This is a genomic window from Mycobacterium sp. 1164985.4 (assembly GCF_001668575.1).
In the GTDB taxonomy this organism is placed as follows: Bacteria; Actinomycetota; Actinomycetes; order Mycobacteriales; family Mycobacteriaceae; genus Mycobacterium.
The window spans coordinates 91,245-110,708 of record NZ_LZMD01000093.1 but is presented as its reverse complement, the minus strand read 5'-3'; the positions used below and the strand labels follow the sequence as shown (position 1 = coordinate 110,708).

The 19,464-nt window shown below is 68.9% G+C and carries 17 protein-coding genes; 5 read left to right on the top strand and 12 right to left on the bottom strand.

Annotated features, from left to right (window positions below):
* Positions 1-36 precede the first annotated feature (36 nt).
* Together A5650_RS21990 and A5650_RS21985 are read right to left on the bottom strand one after the other, a co-directional pair.
* Complete coding sequence (locus tag A5650_RS21990) at positions 37-387, bottom strand: VOC family protein (RefSeq protein WP_067296702.1); 351 nt, start codon at positions 385-387, stop codon at positions 37-39.
* A complete protein-coding gene (locus A5650_RS21985) occupies positions 384-1,784 on the bottom strand; it encodes an acyl-CoA synthetase (protein WP_067296699.1) in 1,401 nt (466 codons plus the stop codon). Before A5650_RS21985 ends, A5650_RS21990 begins: the two co-directional genes overlap by 4 nt.
* 93 nt (positions 1,785-1,877) lie before the next feature.
* Between A5650_RS21985 and A5650_RS21980 the strand changes: the two genes are divergently transcribed.
* Together A5650_RS21980 and A5650_RS21975 are read left to right on the top strand one after the other, a co-directional pair.
* Positions 1,878-2,363, top strand: coding sequence for an NUDIX domain-containing protein (locus tag A5650_RS21980; RefSeq protein WP_067296778.1), 486 nt, complete (start codon positions 1,878-1,880; stop codon positions 2,361-2,363).
* A gap of 126 nt (positions 2,364-2,489) precedes the next feature.
* Complete coding sequence (locus A5650_RS21975) at positions 2,490-2,993, top strand: Rv2253 family sensor-like surface protein (protein ID WP_197501947.1); 504 nt, start codon at positions 2,490-2,492, stop codon at positions 2,991-2,993.
* On the opposite strand, the gene A5650_RS21970 is transcribed toward A5650_RS21975, so the two are convergent.
* Both A5650_RS21970 and pruA read right to left on the bottom strand, forming a co-directional pair.
* Complete coding sequence (locus tag A5650_RS21970; protein WP_067296695.1) at positions 2,990-3,955, bottom strand: proline dehydrogenase family protein; 966 nt, start codon at positions 3,953-3,955, stop codon at positions 2,990-2,992. The genes A5650_RS21975 and A5650_RS21970 overlap by 4 nt on opposite strands.
* Positions 3,955-5,589 (bottom strand): L-glutamate gamma-semialdehyde dehydrogenase, encoded by a 1,635-nt coding sequence (gene pruA / locus A5650_RS21965; protein WP_067296692.1) that lies wholly within the window; start codon positions 5,587-5,589, stop codon positions 3,955-3,957. The genes A5650_RS21970 and pruA overlap by 1 nt, the downstream gene beginning before the upstream one ends.
* 93 nt (positions 5,590-5,682) lie before the next feature.
* On the opposite strand from pruA, the gene A5650_RS21960 reads away from it, so the two are divergent.
* The gene (locus tag A5650_RS21960; protein ID WP_067296688.1) at positions 5,683-7,254 is read left to right on the top strand and encodes a PucR family transcriptional regulator; all 1,572 of its coding nucleotides are present in this window, start codon (positions 5,683-5,685) and stop codon (positions 7,252-7,254) included.
* Here A5650_RS21960 and dapC read toward each other — a convergent pair.
* Complete coding sequence (gene dapC / locus A5650_RS21955; RefSeq protein WP_067296685.1) at positions 7,251-8,369, bottom strand: succinyldiaminopimelate transaminase; 1,119 nt, start codon at positions 8,367-8,369, stop codon at positions 7,251-7,253. The genes A5650_RS21960 and dapC overlap by 4 nt on opposite strands.
* Positions 8,369-8,692 carry a ferredoxin gene (fdxA, locus tag A5650_RS21950; protein WP_067081631.1) on the bottom strand — a complete coding sequence of 108 codons (324 nt, stop codon included), beginning with the start codon at positions 8,690-8,692 and terminating at the stop codon, positions 8,369-8,371. Before fdxA ends, dapC begins: the two co-directional genes overlap by 1 nt.
* Before the next feature lie 235 nt (positions 8,693-8,927).
* Here fdxA and A5650_RS21945 point away from each other — a divergent pair, with 235 nt between their 5' ends.
* Positions 8,928-9,539: a DUF1353 domain-containing protein gene (locus tag A5650_RS21945; RefSeq protein ID WP_082950888.1), complete on the top strand. Its 612-nt coding sequence runs from the start codon at positions 8,928-8,930 to the stop codon at positions 9,537-9,539.
* A gap of 3 nt (positions 9,540-9,542) precedes the next feature.
* On the opposite strand, the gene A5650_RS21940 is transcribed toward A5650_RS21945, so the two are convergent.
* The 4 genes from A5650_RS21940 to mshB form a co-directional block, all read right to left on the bottom strand.
* Positions 9,543-10,091, bottom strand: coding sequence for a YceI family protein (locus A5650_RS21940; protein ID WP_067296681.1), 549 nt, complete (start codon positions 10,089-10,091; stop codon positions 9,543-9,545).
* A gap of 170 nt (positions 10,092-10,261) precedes the next feature.
* Entirely contained in the window at positions 10,262-12,841 is a 2,580-nt protein-coding gene (locus A5650_RS21935) for a bifunctional FO biosynthesis protein CofGH (RefSeq protein WP_067296678.1), read from the bottom strand.
* 88 nt (positions 12,842-12,929) lie between these two features.
* Positions 12,930-13,343 (bottom strand): hypothetical protein, encoded by a 414-nt coding sequence (locus A5650_RS21930; RefSeq protein WP_502687089.1) that lies wholly within the window; start codon positions 13,341-13,343, stop codon positions 12,930-12,932.
* Between the two features lie 140 nt (positions 13,344-13,483).
* The gene (mshB, locus tag A5650_RS21925) at positions 13,484-14,380 is read right to left on the bottom strand and encodes an N-acetyl-1-D-myo-inositol-2-amino-2-deoxy-alpha-D-glucopyranoside deacetylase (RefSeq protein WP_067296674.1); all 897 of its coding nucleotides are present in this window, start codon (positions 14,378-14,380) and stop codon (positions 13,484-13,486) included.
* Positions 14,381-14,420: 40 nt separating this feature from the next.
* Between mshB and A5650_RS21920 the strand changes: the two genes are divergently transcribed.
* Positions 14,421-15,683 (top strand): chloride channel protein, encoded by a 1,263-nt coding sequence (locus A5650_RS21920; RefSeq protein WP_082950886.1) that lies wholly within the window; start codon positions 14,421-14,423, stop codon positions 15,681-15,683.
* On the opposite strand, the gene A5650_RS21915 is transcribed toward A5650_RS21920, so the two are convergent.
* Together A5650_RS21915 and typA are read right to left on the bottom strand one after the other, a co-directional pair.
* Positions 15,613-17,478 carry an ABC transporter family substrate-binding protein gene (locus A5650_RS21915; RefSeq protein ID WP_502687088.1) on the bottom strand — a complete coding sequence of 622 codons (1,866 nt, stop codon included), beginning with the start codon at positions 17,476-17,478 and terminating at the stop codon, positions 15,613-15,615. The genes A5650_RS21920 and A5650_RS21915 overlap by 71 nt on opposite strands.
* 46 nt (positions 17,479-17,524) lie before the next feature.
* Positions 17,525-19,414 (bottom strand): translational GTPase TypA, encoded by a 1,890-nt coding sequence (typA, locus tag A5650_RS21910; RefSeq protein WP_156744259.1) that lies wholly within the window; start codon positions 19,412-19,414, stop codon positions 17,525-17,527.
* Positions 19,415-19,464 lie beyond the last annotated feature (50 nt).

Sequence of the window (19,464 nt, the reverse complement as noted above, 5' to 3'; positions counted from 1 at the left end):
CAAACACGCACGCTCGCGCTAATAGGGGCCGAGGGGTCAATCTTCGGCGGCCAGGATGCAGAATTCGTTGCCCTCGGGATCGGCGAGCACAACCCAGGTTTCGTCGCCCTGGCCGATGTCGACGTGCCGTGCGCCAAGGGCGACGACGCGCTCGACCTCGGTCTGCTGGTCGTCGGGCCGAAAGTCGAAGTGGATGCGGTTCTTGACAACCTTCTCGTCGGGCACTGCGAGGAACAGCCAGTTCGGACCCGCACCCGGCGGCGCGTGCAGCACGACATCGCCGTCGGCGTCGACGTCGTGTGGCCAGCCGAGCACCTGCGACCACCACTTGCCCAGCGCCGACGCATCGTGTGCGTCGATGCAGATCTCGTCGAACTCGAGTGTCACCGTGCCAGCTCCTTCTTGAGCACCTTGCCCATCGCGTTGCGGGGCAGCGAGTCGACCAGCCGCACCTCACGCGGCCGTTTGTGCACCGAAAGCTGTTGCGCCACAAACTCGATCAACTCGTCGGGGCCGGCATCGCCGACAACGAACGCGACGATGCGCTGACCGAGGTCGTCGTCGGGTACGCCGACCACCGCCACCTCGCGCACGCCCGGGTGCCCCAGCATCGCGGTCTCGATCTCCCCCGCCCCGACCCGGAAGCCGCCGGTCTTGATCAGGTCGACGGACTCGCGTCCGACGATGCGGTGCATGCCGTCGGAGTCGATCACCGCGACGTCGCCGGTGCGGTACCAACCGTCGGCGTCGAGCACCTGGGCGGTCGCATCGGGCCGATTGAGGTAGCCGTCGAACAACGTCGCGCCGCGAACGTGAAGCTGGCCAATGGTTTCCCCGTCGTGCGGCACCGCGGCACCGCGCTCGTCGACCAACCGAGTCTCGATACCGCTCAGTGGCAGGCCCACCCAGCCCGGTCTGCGCTCACCGTCGGCGCGGGTGCTGATCGTGATCAGCGACTCCGTCGAGCCGTAACGCTCGATCGGCCGGTGCCCGGTTCGCTCGGCCAGCTTGTCGAACACCGGCACCGGCAGCGGGGCGCTGCCCGAGACCAGCAGCCGAGCCGACTTCAGCGCTGCGGCGGATTCCACGTCGTCGGCCACGCGCGACCATACCGTCGGAACCCCGAAGTACAGCGACCCGCCGGCGGCCGCGTAGTCCTGCGGGCGGGGTTTGCCGGTGTGCACGAACCGATTTCCGATGCGCAGCGAACCGAGCAGGCCGAGGATCAACCCGTGCACGTGATACAGCGGCAGCCCGTGCACCAAAACGTCGCCGGGCGTCCACTGCCACGCCTCGGCGAGCGCGTCGATGTCGGCGGCGATCGCGCGACGGCTGATGGAGACGCCCTTGGGCGGGCCGGTCGTGCCGGAGGTGTAGATGATCAGCGCGGGCGACTCGTCGGCGGGTTCGGCGTAGCGGTGCCACGAGCGCGCGTGCAGCCGCACCGGGATGTGCTGCAGAGCCTCGGTCTCGTCTGGCTTCTGGCCCAGCCACGCCTGCGCGCCCGAGTCGGTGAGGATGTGCCTACGCTCGGCGGCGCCGACGTCGGCGGGCACCGGCACAGCGGGCACACCGGCGATCAGGCAACCCGTCACCGCCAGCACCGTCTGGACCGTCGGCGTGGCCAGCACGGCGACCCGCTGCGCACCGGCGACGCGTTCGGCCACCGAGGTCGCCGCCCCTACCAGATCGCTACGCGACAACTGCGCCCCGTCGATGCGGACAGCGTCCTCGATGTCGGCGCCACCCGCGACGGCGGCGGGGTTCAACGAAGCCAGCAGCATAAGCAGCGAGGTTACCCACATCGACTCGGCGATACTGGGCGCGTGACCCACATTGAGCGGCTGGCCTCACGCGAGGTGTACCGGAACAACTGGATGACGCTGCGTGAGGACGACATCCGCCGGCCCGACGGCAGCGACGGCATCTATGCGGTGGTCGACAAGCCGACGTACGCCCTGGTGATCGCGCGAGATCGCGACCGGATCCGGCTGGTCGAGCAGTTCCGCTATCCACTGGGCCTGCGGCGGTGGGAGTTCCCGCAGGGCACCGCGCCTGACCAGCAGGACCTCGTGCCCGCCGATCTCGCGGCGCGCGAACTGCGCGAAGAGACGGGTCTGCGCGCGACGGAGTTCGTCCGCCTCGGCCTGCTCGACGTGGCGCCGGGGATGAGCAGCCAGCGCGGCTGGGTGTTCCTGGCCACGGGCATCACCGAAGGTGAGCATGATCGCGAACACGAAGAACAGGACATGCACAGCGAGTGGTTCACCTGTATCGAGGTCGAGCAGATGATGCGCGACGGCGTCATCACCGACGCCCAGTCGATCGCGGCATGGGGTCTGCTGTTGCTGTCGGGGCGCTGATTCGAACCGCGAACCGGCGGCCGCGGTGACCGACCGCGCATCGAGACCAATCCGTGACGGTGTCGTAGCCTTCAGCAAACCGTGTCGCGGCTGGCGGCGGCGATTCGGCTCAGTAGTGTTCCCGGCATGTCTGTCCGCACCCTGACCAGCGCGCTGTTCGGGGTGACTTATGCTGCGGCCGCGGGCTTTTCGGTGCTGCCGTCAGCAGATGCAGCGAACCCGGCATGGAACGGGCGCTACCAGATCGTCACCTACGCGTCGGACAAGATGGGCACCAGCATCGCCGCGCGACAACCCGAGCCCGACTTCGGCGCGCAGTACGTGCTGGTGACCGACTGCTCGGCAGGGTTGTGCGTGGCCACTGTCGTCGACGGACCGGCGCCGAGCAATCCGACCATCCCCCAACCGGTCCGCTACACCTGGGACGGCGCTCGGTGGCAGTACGCCTACAACTGGCAGTGGGAGTGCTTCCAGGGAGACGGCGTGCCCACCCAGTACGCCCCGGCCCGGTCGCGCGTGTTCTATGCCCCCGATATCGACGGACAGCTGTTCGGGACGTGGCACACCGAGATCCTCGCGGGACCGTGCCGCGGCACGGTTCTGATGCCCGTCGCCGCCCGCCCCGTCTAAGCGCTGCGGCGTTCGGCCAGCGCCCGCAGGAAGAACATCAGGTTCGCCGGGCGTTCGGCGAGCCTGCGCACGAAGTATCCGTACCACTGGGTGCCGAACGGCACGTACACCCGCACATGGTTACCGGCATCGGCCAGCCTGCGCTGCTCGGCATCGCGGATGCCGTACAGCATCTGGTATTCGAAATCCTCGGCGCCGCGGCTGTTCTCGGCGGCCAGCCCGGGAACCGCCGCGATGATCGCCGGATCATGGGATGCCACCATCGGATAGCCGGCGCCCGCCATCAGCACACGCAGGCACCGCAGATAGGAGTCGGTGACGTCGTCGCGGTCGCGATAGGCCACCGACGCCGGTTCGTCGTACGCGCCTTTGCACAGGCGGATTCGCGCCCCCGACGCGGCGAAGTCCTGACAGTCGGCGTGTGTGCGTTTGAGATAGGCCTGCAACACCGTTCCCAGCCAACGGAATTCAGTCCGAAGATCGCGAACGATCGACAGCGTGGAGTCGGTTGTGGTGTGGTCCTCGGCATCTACCGTCGCCCACGCCCCGATGCGCCGCGCCCGCTCGCAGATGGTGTGAGCGTTCTCCAGCGCGATCTTCTCTCCGTCGCGAGGCAGCGCCTGGCCGAGGGCCGACAGTTTCAGCGAAACCTCCAGCGGCGCCACGGCGGCCGGCTCTTCGTCGCGCCGTGCGAAGCCGTCGAGCAGTGTCAGGTACGCGTTGACGTTCTCGGTCGCGGTGTCGGCATCCGTCACGTCTTCGCCGAGGTGATCGATCGACACGAGGCGCCCCGAAGCGCGCAAGCGCGCAACGGAGTCGAGCGCGTCGTGCACCGTCTCTCCCGGCACGAACCGGTGCACGACCTCGCGCGTGAGGGGCAGTCGCTCAGCGGTCCTGCGCAGATGATCGCGCCGGCTGGCGGCCAGGATCGCCGGTCGCGCGAAGCGGTCGAAGACCCCCATCACTGCTCCATGTGCGGGTAGTTGTGGTCGGTCGGCGGCACGAGCGTCTCCTTGATCGACCGCGCCGACGTCCACCGCAGCAGGTTCAGCGGCGACCCGGCCTTGTCGTTGGTGCCCGAGGCGCGCGACCCGCCGAACGGTTGCTGCCCCACGATGGCGCCGGTGGGCTTGTCGTTGACGTAGAAGTTGCCGGCGGCGTGCCGCAGTCGTCGTTGGGCCTGCAGCACCGCCGCCCGGTCGTCGGCGATCACGGCGCCGGTCAACGCGTACTTCGCTCCGGTATCGACGATGTCGAGGATGTGGTCGTAGTCGTCGTCCGGGTAAACGTGCACGGCCAGGATCGGACCGAAATACTCGGTGCTGAACGCCTCGTCGGCCGGGTCGTCGGACAGCAACACCGTCGGCCGGACGAAATAGCCCTCCGAGTCGTCGTATTCACCGCCGACGGCGATCGTCACGTGGGCGTCCTTCGCCCTCTCGATGGCCTTGACGTTCTTGGCGAACGCGCGGTCGTCGATCAGCGCGCCGCCGAAGTTGGTCAGGTCGGTGACGTCACCGTAGCGCAGTTGCTCTGTCGCGGAGAGGAAGTCGTCGCCCATTCGCTGCCACACCGAACGCGCGACGAATGCCCGCGACGCCGCCGAGCACTTCTGACCCTGATAGTCAAACGCGCCGCGGATCAGCGCGGTGCGGAGCACGTCGGGTTGCGCGCTGGCGTGCGCGACGACGAAGTCTTTGCCGCCGGTCTCGCCCACCAGGCGCGGATAGCCGTGGTAGCGGTCGATGTTGGCGCCGACTTCCCGCCACAGGTGCTGAAAGGTGGCGGTCGAGCCGGTGAAGTGGATGCCGGCCAGGCGCGGATCTGCGAGCGCCACATCGGAGACCGCCATCCCGTCGCCGGTGAGCATGTTGATGACGCCGGGCGGCAGGCCGGCTTGTTCCAGCAACTGCATGGTCAGATAGGCGGCGAAGGTCTGGGTGGGCGACGGCTTCCACACGACGGTGTTGCCCATCAATGCCGGCGCCGTCGGCAGATTGCCCGCTATCGCGGTGAAGTTGAACGGCGTTATTGCGTAGACGAATCCGTCGAGCGGCCGGTAATCGGTGCGGTTCCATACCCCGCGCACACTGATCGGCTGCTGGGCGAGGATCTGCCGCGCGAAGGAGACGTTGAAGCGCCAGAAGTCGATCAGTTCGCAAGCCGCGTCGATCTCGGCCTGATACGCCGACTTGGACTGCCCGAGCATGGTGGCGGCGCAGAGCCTTTCGCGCCATGGCCCCGCGAGCAGGTCGGCCGCCCGCAGAAAGACCGCGGCCCGCTCGTCGAACGGCGTGGCCTCCCACTGCGCTTTGGCTGCCATCGCGGCTTCGACGGCAGCGGCGGCGTCGGCGTGGGTGGCGTTGGTGAGCGTGCCCAGCCGCCCAGAAGGATCGGTGTGGCGGTGTGGCTGCACCACGTCGATCCGTTCCCCCTCGCCCATGCGGTGCCGGCCGCCAATGACATGCGGCAGATCGACGGGATCGGCGGCGACGGTGCTCAGTGCTTCGACGAGTCGGGTGCGTTCACCCGAGCCGCGCGCGTAGTCGTGGACCGGCTCGTTGGTCGGAAGCGGTACGTCAGTGATGGCGTCCATGGCGAAATGATGCTCGAATCCGACACCGAATCCGATGGACGATTCGACAACGCAATCGGCGACCTATAGTCGGATCAGACAAAGGGGCATGCGATGGAGCCACGGTCCGGGCTGGGGTTGGGTCAGTTGCTGCTCGCGCTGGACCGCACCATGGTGACGCTGGTCGAGGCGCCGCGCGGCCTGGATATGCCGGTCGCGTCGGTCGCGCTGGTCGACGCCGACGACGTTCGGCTGGGGTTGGCCGTCGGCCCCGGATCCGCCGACCTGTTCTTCCTGCTCGGCGTCGACGACACGGAGGCGGTGCGGTGGCTCGAACGGCAGTTCGCGGGAACGGGCCGGGCGCCGGCGGCGATCTTCGTCAAACACCCCACGAGTGCCGCCGTCGAGCGGGCGGTCGCGCTGGGCACCGCGGTCGTGGCCGTCGAACCGCAGGCCCGCTGGGAGTCCCTGTACAAGTTGGTCAACCACGCCTTCGACCACCACGGCGACCGCGGCGACCCGCATCACGATCCGGGCACCGACTTGTTCGGCCTGGCCCAGTCGATCGCCGACCGCACCCGCGGAATGATCAGCATCGAGGACGAGGACTCCCATGTGCTGGCCTATTCGGCCTCCAGCGACGAGGCCGACGAACTGCGCCGGTTGACCATCCTGGGGCGCGCCGGCCCGCCCGAGCACCTGGCCTGGATCGCGCAGTGGGGCATCTTCGACGCCCTTCGGTCGGGCGTCGATGTCGTGCGTGTCGCCGAACGGCCGGAGCTCGGACTGCGACCGCGTCTGGCCGTCGGCATCCATCTCCCCGACCGCAAGGCCACCCGCTTCGCGGGAACCATTTGGCTCCAACAGGGTTCGACGCCGCTGGCAGAAGATGTCGAGGACGTGTTGCGGGGCGGGGCGGTCTTGGCGGCCAGGATCATGTCGCGGCTGTCAGCCTCACCGTCGACGCACACCCGACACGTACAGGAATTGCTCGGCCTGTCGGGGGAAGCCGCCGATGTCGTCGCTCTCGCAAGGGAACTCGGCATCCCTGCCGACGGTCGCGCCGCGCTGGTCGGGTTCGCTGACCTCGAGGGCACAGCACCGGCCGGTGTGATCGCGCTGAGCGCCGGTGCATTTCGGCCAGATGCGCAGATCGCCTCGAGCGACGGCCGGGTCTATGTGCTGCTGCCGAAAATCGGCGCGGCGTCGTCGGTGATGTCCTGGGTGCGCGGCCTGGTCGCGACGCTCGATCGTGAACTGAGCCTCGCGCTGCGGGCCGTCGTCGCCGCCCCGCTCATCGGACTGGCGGCCGCCGCGAGCGCACGCACCGAGGTGGACAGGGTCTTCGACAGCGCGCAACGCCACCCCGGCGCCATCGGCGTCGTTGCGTCGCTCGACGATGCACGGACCACCGTGCTGCTCGACGAGATCGTCTCCCGGATGGGTCCGCGCCTCGTCGACCCGCGGATACGTCAACTGCGCGAACAGGATCCGGTCCTCGCGGAGACGCTCGCGGCCTACCTCGACGCGTTCGGCGACATCGCTGCGGTCGCGCACCGGTTGCACGTGCATCCGAACACCGTGCGCTACCGCATCCGCCGGATCGAGAAGCTGCTGTCGACGTCGTTGACCGATCCCGATGACCGGCTGGTGCTCGCGCTTGGCCTACGCGCGACAGAGGCTTAGGCCGAAAGGCGCTGCGCCGCAGCGGCAATACGCTCGTCGGTCGCGGTCAGCGCGATCCGCACATGCTTGGTTCCCCGCGCGCCGTAGAACTCGCCGGGCGCGACGAGGATGCCGAGCCGCGCGAGCCAGGTGGCGGTGTCGCGGCACGGCTCGCCGCGCGTAGCCCACAGGTACAACCCGGCCTCGGAGTCCTCGACGGTCAACCCCGCCGAACGCACCGCGGGAAGCAGGATATCGCGCCGCTTCTCGTATCGGGCGCGCTGTTCGCGTTCGTGCTCGTCGTCGTCGAGCGCGGCGACCATCGCGCCCTGCACCGGTGTCGGCACCATCATTCCGGCGTGCTTGCGGACCGCCAGCAGTTCGGCGACCACCTCCGGGTCGCCGGCGACGAACCCGGCTCGGTAGCCGGCCAGCGACGAGGTCTTCGACAGCGAATGCACAGCCAGCAACCCGGTGTGGTCACCGTCGCAGACCGAAGGATTCAACACCGAGAGCGGTTCGGCGTCCCAACCCAGGCCGAGGTAGCACTCGTCGGAGACGACCAGGACCCCGCGTTCGCGCGCCCAGCCGACCACCTTGCGCAGGTGGTCGACGCCGAGCACCTTGCCCGTCGGATTGCTCGGCGAGTTCAGGAACACCAGGGCCGGGGTCTGCGGACCCAGCTGTGTGAGCGAATCGGCCCGCACGATCTGCGCACTCGCCAGCCGCGCGCCGACGTCGTACGTCGGGTACGCCAGCTCGGGCGCCACCACGATGTCGTCGGGACCGAGGCCCAGCAGCGTCGGCAACCAGGCGATGAGCTCCTTGGTGCCGATCACCGGCAACACGGCGTCGGGCGAGAGGCCCGAGACGCCGTAGCGCCGCTCCAGCGCGTTCACGGCGGCCTCCCGCAGCGCTGGGGTGCCCGCCGTCGTCGGGTAGCCGGGTGACGCGCTGGCCGCCGCGAGCGCATCGCGGATGACGGGCGCCACCGGGTCGACCGGAGTGCCTACGGACAGGTCGACGATGCCGTCGGGGTGTGCGCGCGCCAGCGCGGTCACGTCGGCCAGGGTGTCCCAGGGGAACGCGGGCAGCGACGCGCTGACGCGCCTACGGAGCCGTGCGTGAGCCGTTATCAGTCCTCACCTTGCGGCGGCAGGCTCTTGACCGGCTCGGGGTCGTTGTCGGTCTGACCCACCTTCGACGCACCGCCGGGCGAACCCAACTCGGTGAAGAAGTCGGCGTTGACCTGCGTGTAGCTGCTCCACTGGTCAGGCACGTCGTCTTCGTAGTAGATGGCCTCGACGGGGCACACCGGTTCGCAGGCACCACAGTCCACGCACTCATCCGGGTGGATGTAGAGCATGCGAGCGCCCTCGTAGATGCAGTCGACAGGGCATTCCTCGATACACGCCTTGTCTTTGACGTCGACACAAGGTTCGGCAATGACATACGTCACCGTGTTCTCCTCAAGGTCTCCTCGATCTCCTGTCCGGTGGGCTGCCGTACGGGGTGGGCATCCAAGCTCGGCCGCAAGTATCCGTGGTCGATACCTGCACGGTCGTCTCAGTGTGCCCTAACTTCACACGCAACCCGGGTTAGGGGTTGCGTGTGGTTACTGATACTAAACGTTGCAGATACAGCTGCCTAGCAGACACCCCTCTCTCGCGGCTCACCCTTGCTATACCTGCGAGATGGAACGTTGCGCCCCGCCCGTCGAGAAGTCCGCCGTCCTTCATGTCCGCCAGCTGACCGCGTCCGAACTGGACGCCGTGCGCGCCGCCAAGAGGTTCTTCAAGGAGGGTGCGTGGGACGAATGGCGCACCACGCAGCCACTCGGATTCGAGGGACCCAACGAGCGGTTCGAGGTCTGCGCCGACTTTCCGACCGACCTGGCGTCGGTGCCCGGAATGGTCGCCTGGTTCGTCCCCCGCGCGGGCCGCTACGCGCGCGCCGCGGTCCTGCACGACTACCTGTGGCGCTTTCCCGACCGCACGGGTTGTGACCGTCGCGCCGCCGACTACCGCTTCCGGTTGCAGATGCAACGTGACGGCGTGAGCCTGTTGCGCCGCTGGATCATCTGGGCGACGGTGCGACTGTCGGCGATCGTGCAGGGCAAGGGAGGCGCCGGGTGGTGGAAGGACCTGCCGGGCGCGCTGCTTTTGGTGCTGTTCGTCGCCGCGCCGATCGTCGTCGCGCCGGCGCTGGTGATCGTCGTGGCGACGGTCGTGTTCTGGATTCTCGAGTCGGTCGTCGCGGTGGTGGTGCCCGACGAGACACCACCACCGCTCCCGTTGAAGACGTGACGATCAGGCCTGTTTGACGGCCTCGATCTCGAGGGTGACGGTGACCTTGTCGCCGACGACCGTGCCGCCGGTCTCGAGCGGCATGTCGATGTCGATGCCGAAGTCCTTGCGGTTCAACACGACCGAGGCGTCGAAGCCGGCGACCTCACCGTGGCCCATCCCGGGGTTAACGCCGTGGAACTCGACCTGCAGGGTGATCGGCTTGGTGACGCCCTTGAGCGTGAAGTCGCCGTCGACGAAATAGGTGTCGCCGTCGGACCGGACTCCGGTCGAGGTGAAGGTGGCGGTCGGATGCGCTGCGGTGTCGAAGAAGTCGGCCGACTTGAGGTGGCCGTCGCGCTGCTCGTTGCGGGTGTTGACGGAGTCGACCGCGATCTGGGCGGTGACGGACGGCGTGCCGTCCTCGGCGACGGTGATCGCGCCGTCGAAGGTGTCGAATGTTCCGCGCACCTTGCTCACCATGAGGTGGCGTACGGAGAACCCGACGGTCGAGTGAACGGTGTCGATGGTCCAGGTGCCTGCGGTCAGGCCCGTGTCGACGGCTGTGGTCATGGTTGCTTCTCCTTCGTGGTTGTCTGCTCGGGCTCCGGCCGACGACCGTCACCCACCCCGGTAAACGGACCACGGTCCGATTTCATTCCTCAAGGGTGCGGCGAGCGTGCACGAAGCGCTGAAATGTCGCGGCGTGGCGTGTGCAAACACGCACGCTCGCGCGGAGACGGTTAGGCGGCGAGGGGGGTGTACGTCGTGGAGCGCTGGCGCGCCGGGCGGCCGATGCCCTCGGCGATCGCGACGAGTTCCTCGACCGTCTTGTAGGACCCGAACTCCGAACCGGCCATCCGCGAGATGGTCTCCTCCATCAGCGTGCCGCCGAGGTCGTTGGCACCGCCGTTGAGCATCACCTGCGTGCGTTCGACGCCGAGCTTGACCCAGCTGGTCTGGATGTTGGCGATCCGGCCGTGCAGCATGATCCGCGCCAGCGCGTGCACGGCACGGTTGTCGCGGTGCGTCGGGCCCGGGCGTGCACCGCCGGCCAGGTACAGCGGCGAACTCTGATGCACGAACGGCAGCGGTACGAACTCGGTGAAACCGCCTGTGCGGTACTGGATCTCGCGTAACACCCGCAGATGGCCGACCCAGTGCCGCGGCTGGTCGACGTGGCCGTACATCATCGTCGAACTCGACCGCAGCCCGACCTCGTGGGCGGTGGTCACGACCTCGATCCACATCGACGTCGGCAGCTTGCCCTTGGTCAGGACCCACCGGACCTCGTCGTCGAGGATCTCGGCGGCCGTGCCCGGAATGCTGCCCAGACCCGCCTCGCGCAGCGACGTCAACCACTCGCGGATCGACAGCCCGCTGCGAGTGACACCGTTGGCGATCTCCATCGGAGAGAACGCGTGTACGTGCATCGACGGCACCCGCTTCTTCACCGCCCGCACCAGGTCGGCGTAGCCGGTGACGGGTAATTCGGGGTCGATGCCGCCCTGCATGCACACCTCGGTCGCGCCGGCGACGTGCGCCTCCCACGCCCGGTCGGCGACCTCGTCGACCGAAAGCGAATACGCGTCGGCGTCGCCCTTGCGCTGCGCGAACGCGCAGAAGCGGCAGCCGGTGTAGCAGATGTTGGTGAAGTTGATGTTGCGGTTGACGACGAAGGTCACCTCGTCCCCGACGGTATCGCGGCGCAGCGAATCAGCAAGCGCGGCAACGGCGTCCAACGCGGTACCGTCGGCACAGGCCAGCGCCAAATACTCGTCGTCGGAGAGCCCTGCCGGATCGCGTTCGGCGGCACGCAGCGCGGCCAGCACGTCGGTGTCGATGCGTTCGGGTGCCCTGGCCGCGAGTTCGGAGATCTTCTCGCGGATCGACTCCCAGTCGCCGAACGCGCTGTCGAGGTCGCTGCGGGTCTCGGTGAGCCGGCCGGCCTCGTCGATCGCGGAGTGAAGGTCGGTGCGGCCCAACGACTCCGACGCCTCGTCGGGCTCCTGCCACGGCCGGCCGGTCGGGTTGACGTCCAGCGCGAACCCGGTGTCGGGGTCGGCCAGCACGTCGACGTGTCCGCGCACCCGCGGGTCGATCCACGCCGCACCCGCCTGCACGTATTGCGGCTGCGCGGTGAGCCGCTGCACCAGGTCATAACCGGCGTCGGCGGTCACGGCGGCCAACTCGTCGAGCGCGGGCCACGGTCGCTCGGGGTTGACGTGGTCGGGGGTCAGCGGCGACACGCCGCCCCAGTCATCGACACCCGCGCCGACCAGGGCCAGGCACTCGTTGCGCGACACCAGGTTCGGCGGTGCCTGGATCCGCATCTTGGGCCCCATCACCAGGCGGGTGACCGCGATCGTCGCCAGGAAGTCCTCGAAGTCCGCCTCGGGTGACGAGGCCATGGCGGTGTGGTCCTTCGCGCGGAAGTTCTGCACGATCACTTCCTGAACGTGCCCGAACTCCTTGTGCGACCGGCGAATCGCGTGGATGGTCTCGGCACGCTCGTGCAGCGTCTCGCCGATCCCGACGAGCAAGCCGGTGGTGAATGGGATGGAGAGCCGGCCCGCGTCGGCCAGCGTCCGCAGCCGGACCTCGGGGTCCTTGTCCGGGCTGCCGTAGTGGGCCAGGCCTCTCGTCTCGAACAGGCGGCGCGACGTCGTCTCCAGCATCATGCCCATCGACGGCGCGACCGGCTTGAGTCGAGACAGTTCCGACCAGCTCATCACGCCGGGGTTCAGGTGCGGCAGCAGCCCGGTCTCCTCGAGCACCCGGATCGCCATCGCGCGCACGTAGTCCAGCGTCGAGTCGTAGCCCCGCTCGTCGAGCCATTGGCGGGCCTCGTCCCAGCGCGCCTCAGGACGGTCGCCGAGCGTGAACAAGGCTTCCTTACAACCCAATTCCGCACCGCGGCGCGCGACGTCGAGGATCTCGTCGGGCTCCATGTACATGCCCATGCCCTGGGCGCGCAGCCGGCCAGGAACCGTGACGAACGTGCAGTAGTGGCAGGTGTCGCGGCAGAGGTGGGTGACGGGGATGAACACCTTGCGCGAGTAGCTGACCGGCAGGCGTCCCGACGCCCCGCGCCGTCCTGCCGCTTCGAGCCCGGCATCGCGCACCCGCGAAGCGCTGGCACAGAGGTCGGCGAGGTCGTCGCCGCGGGCGGTCATCGCGATCGCGGCCTCGTCGAGGTTCAGCGCCACCCCGTCGCGAGCGCGGCGCAGCACCCGCCGCAGAGCCGCAGGACTGGGCTGATCGGGTTTCGGTGGTATCACCGGGCTGGGCAGATCGGCGCCGCGCTGAGGGTTCAGAGCCACTCCCCTGTAACCCCACCGTCGACGGGTTTCATCCCGGCTGTCTCAGATGCTGGCATCGCATCGGCCTGCCCTACGCCTGACATACGGGTCACCCTAGTCCTCGGTTCACCCGCCGCCACAGCACCGCGGCGGGCGGCAGCGAGCCGAGGGCGATGAGCAGCAGCGCCGCATACTCCATGACGCCGACGCCGCCGAAGATGATGTCCTCCCCCGGCCCGCCGAACGTCATCAACAGCACCGTGAGCAGCCAGGTCCACAGCGGAAGGGCCGCGATTCGCGGCGAAGACGTCCAGTGCAGCGCGGCCCATACGAGGGCGGCATTGACGAGGCCGGCGATCAGCGCGCTGATCGGAAAGGGTGTCGATCCGAGGCGGAGCGGAAGCAAGAAGGCCGCGGCGATGGCGCACAGCACCCCGTCAATGGCCAGCAGGGTAAGGACCGCCACGCGTCGAGGCTCGGCGGCGGAGGTGAGCGAACTCAGGTCGGGATGCTGTCCAGCAATCCGGTCAGCGAGCCGATCACCCACTGAAGGCTGTCGAACCGGTCCTGCCAGTGCTGCAGGTTGGGATCGAGATCCGGATCCATGTGCAGTCCCTTCATCGCGCCGCCGACTGACGGGGAGCTTACTCCTTCGCCGCGCCGCTATCGAAGGTCCAGCCCGGCGAGTAGGTCGGTCTCCCAGCCTCGAGCGTCGCGCTCGCCGGCCGGACCCGCGACCAGGATGTAGTGCTCGACCGCGCTGAGCGGCAGCGCGATGTTGTTGGACAGCGCGAACGCGCGGTCGTTGGGCGCGACGGCGATCTGCGTCGCGTGTGCTCGCATCGCCGCCACCTTCGCGCGATGCTGTCCGGGATCGTCGATCACCGCGTCGATCTCGTCGTCGCGATAGCCGAACGGCACCTCGTCGGCGGCCACCCGGATCCACTCGGCGGGCGCGTCGTCGAGTCCCGCCAGCCCCTCGGCGATCCACTCCTTCGACATCACCGACCAGTACACCTTCGGCACGACCCACGGCTCGCCGGGGAACTGCGACCCCGCGGCGGCCGTCACGGCGGCCATCGTCACCTCGTGGGTGTGGATGTGGTCGGGATGGCCGTACCCACCGTGCGGGTCGTAGGTGACGACGACGTGCGGGCGCAGCTCGCGAATGCCCGCGACGAGCGCGCCGACCGACTCGGCCGGATCGGCGTCGACGAAGCGTTGTCGGTGGCGGCGCGGCGTGCCCGCCATCCCGGAGTCGCGCCAGCGCCCGGCCCCGCCGAGGAACTCCGGTCCCTCCACGCCCAGCGCGTTGAGTGCCGCGGTCAGCTCGCCGATGCGGTACCCCCCGAGCTGGTCGGCCTCGTCGACGGCCAGGCCGGCCCACCGGTCTCCGATCACCTCACCCTCTTCCCCGAGCGTGCACGTGACGACGCGCACCTGGGCACCGCGGGCGACGTAGTGGGCGATCGTGGCCCCGGTCGTCAGGGTCTCGTCGTCAGGATGGGCGTGCACGAACAACAACCGGCCGCCGCTGGGATCCGTCGTGTTGGGGTCCATTCGCACCAGCTTGCCCTGCCCGCTGGCATACATTCACGAGGTGTCCCGGCGCACCGTCGAGTTCGGTTGCGCGATCGTCATCATCGGGCTGCTCGCAGGCGTCGCCGGCGCGGCGACGACGCTGTTGTTGCACGGCGTCGAACACCTCACGTACCACTACTCGTTCGGCAGCCTGCTGACCGGCGTCGGCGGGAGCAGTCCGATCCGACGCGCCGTCGGCCCGATGGTCGGCGGCGCGCTGGCCGGCTGCGGGTGGTGGCTGCTGCGCCGACGCACCGAGATCCCATCGCTGTCGGCGGCGATCGCCGAACCCCGCCCCTTGCCCCGCACCCCGTTGTGCATCGACGCCGCGCTGCAGGTGCTTCTCGTCGGGTCGGGCGCATCGCTGGGCCGCGAAGGCGCGCCTCGCCAGATCGCAGCCGCACTCGGCGATCTGGGCACGACGCGTCTCACGCTGACGCCCCGCGACCGGGAGATCCTGCTCGCGTGCGCGGCGGGCGCCGGGCTGGGCGCGGTCTACAGCGTGCCGCTGGGCGGCGCACTGTTCACCGCGAGCATCCTGCTCAAGACGTGGCATCCGCGCGCCGTCGGCGCGGCGCTGATCAGCTCGAGCCTCGCCGTCGCCGTCGCCGCCCCGGTCACGCATCTCGAACATCCGCTGACGTGGCCGGATTTCGAGCTGTCACCGCTGTTTGCGGTTCTGGCCGTGACCATTTCACCGCTCGCTGCCGCCATCGGCCTGGGGTTCGACCGGGTCATGTCCGCCGCCCGCCCGCGGGTCCAGATGCGGTCGTGGGTGCTGGTTCTGACGGTCGCCGCGGCCGGATTGGCCACCGGTGTGTGCTCGATCTGGTGGCCCGAGTTGCCCGGCAACGGCAGAAGCATCCTGACAGTCAGCGTGAACAGCGGCCTCACCCTCGGCGGGGCGGCGATGCTCCTGCTACTGAAACCGCTTCTCACCGCGGTGTTTCTGCGCGCCGGTGCCGTCGGCGGTCTGATCACGCCGGCGCTGGCGACGGGTGCGGCCGCCGGATCGCTCGTCGCACTCGCGCTGAATGAGTGGGCCGATACAAAGCTGCACGGCTCCGCGTTGTCGCTGACGTGTGCGGCGGGAGTGCTGGCGATCACCCAGCGGTCACCGGCGTTCGCGGCGCTGTTCGTCTGGGAGCTCGCGCACCCGCCCTACTGGCTTCTGGTGGTGTTCGCGATCGCGGCGTTCGCGGCGCACGGACTCACTGCTTGGTCTTCACCCAGTCACCGGCATCGCCGACGATGCCGACCGGTACCGCACCGGACAGGCTGACGTTCTGCACGCTCGGGCCGGAGGCCACGATCGTGGTGTCTTGCAGGATCGGCAGCACTGTCGCCATGTTCCACAGGCGCGGTTCGACGGCCGTGATGACGTCAGCGATGTCCTCGCTGCCGTCGAGCGCCGCATCGATCTTCGGCTGGATGCTGCGATCGCATATCCCGGTGATATTGCTCGGCGCCTGCACGAGCTCGCCTGATTCGGGATCGGGCCGCGGACTCGGCGTCGTCGCGGTCGGCGTGGACCGTGTCGTGGTCGGTGTAGGCGTACCGCTGGTCGTCGTGCGGGGACCGGGTTGGGCCGTCGCCACCGGCGTCGCCTCCAACGCCCGACAACCGAAACGCGATGCCAACGCCGTAGCCAGATCCCCGCCCGCATGGTTCCAGCCGACCACCGCGTCCACCCGGTTGTTGGGCAGCGCATCGGCGTAGAGGGCCACCGGGTCGAGAGCCGTCACCGATGCTGCGATGCCGACGTTGCGCAGCTGGTCGGCCGCGGTGTTGGCAACGGCCACCGACGTCGGGTCGTTGGCCGCCACACCGATCACCAACGTCAGCGGTTCACCGTCCTTGGTGATGCGGCCGCGGTCGCCGTCCGGCGGCGGATTCCCCGGCGTAGGCGGCGTACTGGTCGAGACCGGCTCCAGCTCGTAACCGGCATCGGCCAGCAGCCCCAGCGCGTCCTGTTTGGCCATCGCGGGCGGTGCCGTGGGGACGTACCCGGGGTCCGACGGCGAGCGCACCTGAGCCTGGGCCAGCGTCACCGTGTTGTCGTCGCCGGCGCCCACCGCGGCGAGGAGGTCCACATCGAGCAGGCCCAGGATCGCCTTGCGGACCTGCGACTCGCGCAACGCCGGCTGCTGGGCGCGCAGGCTCAGCCGCATCACGCGCGGCGTGACGATCCGCGCCGTGCGCACATCGGGGATCGCGGACAGCTGGGCGAACGCGGCCGCCCCACCGTGCACCTGGGCGACCTGGGTGTCGCCGTTGCGGATCGAGTCCGCCAGCACCGCCGAGTCGCCGCCGCGCCGGAACAGCACCTGGTCCGGCTTCGCGGGCGCACCCCAGTACCGGTCGTTGCGGGCCAGCAGGATCTCGTCGCGCTGGGGGTCGATGTTCTCCACGCGGAACTGTCCGCCCGTCACCGGCAGTGCCCGCGCCAAGCCGGCGGCGAATCCGCCCGGCACGTCCTTGACGATGTGGGCCGGAAGGATGTTGTTGAACAGCTCGCGCCACGCCGGATACGGCTGCGAGAACGTCACGACCGCGGTCTTACCGCCCTCGACCGACTGGACGCCGGTGATCAGGTCGTAGCCCGCCGGATCGACGACCCCGGGCTGGCTGACCATCTGTTGCCACAGATACCAGTAGTCATCGGCGGCGATGGGCGCGTTGTCGGTCCACGACGCCTCGGGGCGGATCTTGTAGGTGACGGTGAACGGGTCCTGGCTCGTCACCTCCGCCGAGTCCAACAAGCTCGTGTCGAGCTCCCACCGCGAGCCGGTCGGCGTCTTGGGATCGGCGATGGGGCGGAACGAACTGGGCAGCACCAGCGAGCTGATCGCGGCGTTGACCGGCGACTGGTCGGACAGCAGGTGCGGATTGAAACCCGGACCGATCCAGTCGATCGCCATGATGATCTGCGTCGCCTTCATCGGAGGGGGCGGCGGCGACTGCAGCGTGTCGGTGCTCTGCGGCGCGGGCGGCGGGCTGACGGTGCAGGCGGCCACGAGAGTCACCATCGCGGACAAGACCGCGATGACGCGTCGGGGGCCGGACACGACCAACAGGGTATCGGGCAGCTTGCGTGCGGCCGGCCGATCGGCGACCGCCAAATCAGCCGCGGGCTTTCGCGCGCGCCTTGGCCCTGGCGCGCAGACTCGCGTTGAGTTCGACCTTGCGCACGCGGACGACCTCGGGGGTCACCTCGACGCACTCGTCTTCCGCGCAGAACTCCATCGCCTGTTCCAGGGTCAGTTCCAGCGGGCGGGCCAGCGTCTCGATGACGTCGGCGGTGGAGCTGCGCATGTTGGTCAGCTTCTTCTCCCGGGTGACGTTGACGTCGAGATCCTCCGCGCGCGGGTTGATGCCGACGACCTGACCCTCGTACGTGTCCTGGCCGGGCTCGACGAAGAACTGTCCGCGATCGGCGAGCTGAATCATCGCGAACGGCGTGATCTGGCCGCTGCGGTCCGACACCAACGAGCCGCTGTGGCGGGCACGGATCTCCCCCGCCCACGGCCGGTAGCCGTCGAACACCGCGTTGGCGATGCCGGTGCCGCGCGTGATCGTCAAGAAGTCGGTGCGGAAGCCGATCAGCCCGCGGCTCGGCACGATGAAATCCATCCGCACCCAGCCCGCTGCGTGGTTGGTCATGTCCTCCATGCGGCCCTTGCGCGCGGCCATCAGCTGCGTGATGGCGCCGACGAACTCCTCGGGGCAGTCGATGGTCATCGCCTCGAACGGCTCGTGCAGCTTGCCGTCGATCGTGCGGGTGACGACCTGCGGCTTGCCGACGGTCAGCTCGAAGCCCTCGCGGCGCATCTGCTCGACCAGCACCGCCAGGGCCAGCTCACCGCGGCCCTGCACCTCCCACGCGTCGGGGCGGCCGATGTCGACGACCTTGATCGACACGTTGCCGACCAGCTCCTGGTCCAGCCGGTTGCGCACCATCCGGGCGGTGAGCTTGTGGCCGGACACCTTGCCCGCCAGCGGCGAGGTGTTGGTGCCGATGGTGACCGAGATGGCCGGCTCGTCGACGGTGATGCGCGGCAGCGCGTGCGCGTGGTCGGGGTCGGCGAGGGTGTCACCGATCATGATCTCGGGCATGCCGGCGACGGCGACGATGTCACCGGCGACGGCCTCGTCGGTCGGGTTGCGCTCGACACCGACGGTCGCGAGGAGTTCGGTGATCTTGGCGTTCGTGACGACGGGCACGCCGTCCACCTCGCGCATCCACGCGACCTGCTGGCCCTTGCGCAGTTTGCCGTTATAGATGCGGATCAGTGCCAGACGCCCCAGGAACGCCGAGGCGTCGAGGTTGGTGACCAGCGCCTGCAGGGGCGCTTCGGCATCGCCGGTGGGCGGCGGGATGTGCTCCATGAGAACGTCGAACAGCGGGTCGAGGTTTGTGCCGTCCGGGTTCTCACCGTTGGCGGGTTCGGTGGTGCTCGCGATGCCGGCCCGGCCGGACGCGTACAGCGTCGGCAGCCCGAGCGCCTCCTCGGCGGCCTTCTGAGCCTCCTCGTCGAGGTCGGATGCCACGTCGAGCAGCAGGTCGTGGCTGTCGGAGACGACCTCGCTGATCCGGGCGTCCGGGCGGTCGGTCTTGTTGACCACGAGGATGACCGGCAGGTGGGCAGCCAGCGCCTTGCGCAGGACGAAGCGGGTCTGCGGCAGGGGGCCCTCCGACGCGTCGACCAGCAACAGCACGCCGTCGACCATCGAAAGCCCGCGCTCGACCTCGCCGCCGAAGTCGGCGTGTCCGGGGGTGTCGATGACGTTGATGACGGTCACGGTGCCGTCGCCGTGATGGCGGTGCACGGCGGTGTTCTTCGCCAGGATCGTGATGCCTTTTTCGCGTTCGAGGTCACCGGAATCCATGATGCGCTCGGTGGCGTCGTCACCCCGGTGTGTCAAAGCGCCGGACTGGCGCAGCATCGCGTCGACCAGGGTGGTCTTCCCGTGGTCGACGTGTGCCACGATGGCGACGTTTCTAAAATCCACTTCGAGATTGTCGCAGTGCGGTCGGCCAATCACGAAAACGAGAGATGCCC

Bases quoted from the DNA above. Each gene is read 5' to 3' on its own strand.
- A5650_RS21985 (WP_067296699.1), bottom strand. From the start codon at position 1,784: ATGCTGCTGGCTTCGTTGAACCCCGCCGCCGTCGCGGGTGGCGCCGAC.
- A5650_RS21980 (WP_067296778.1), top strand. From the start codon at position 1,878: ATGACGCTGCGTGAGGACGACATCCGCCGGCCCGACGGCAGCGACGGC.
- A5650_RS21975 (WP_197501947.1), top strand. From the start codon at position 2,490: ATGTCTGTCCGCACCCTGACCAGCGCGCTGTTCGGGGTGACTTATGCT.
- A5650_RS21970 (WP_067296695.1), bottom strand. From the start codon at position 3,955: ATGGGGGTCTTCGACCGCTTCGCGCGACCGGCGATCCTGGCCGCCAGC.
- pruA (WP_067296692.1), bottom strand. From the start codon at position 5,589: ATGGACGCCATCACTGACGTACCGCTTCCGACCAACGAGCCGGTCCAC.
- A5650_RS21960 (WP_067296688.1), top strand. From the start codon at position 5,683: ATGGAGCCACGGTCCGGGCTGGGGTTGGGTCAGTTGCTGCTCGCGCTG.
- A5650_RS21945 (WP_082950888.1), top strand. From the start codon at position 8,928: ATGGAACGTTGCGCCCCGCCCGTCGAGAAGTCCGCCGTCCTTCATGTC.
- A5650_RS21940 (WP_067296681.1), bottom strand. From the start codon at position 10,091: ATGACCACAGCCGTCGACACGGGCCTGACCGCAGGCACCTGGACCATC.
- mshB (WP_067296674.1), bottom strand. From the start codon at position 14,380: ATGGACCCCAACACGACGGATCCCAGCGGCGGCCGGTTGTTGTTCGTG.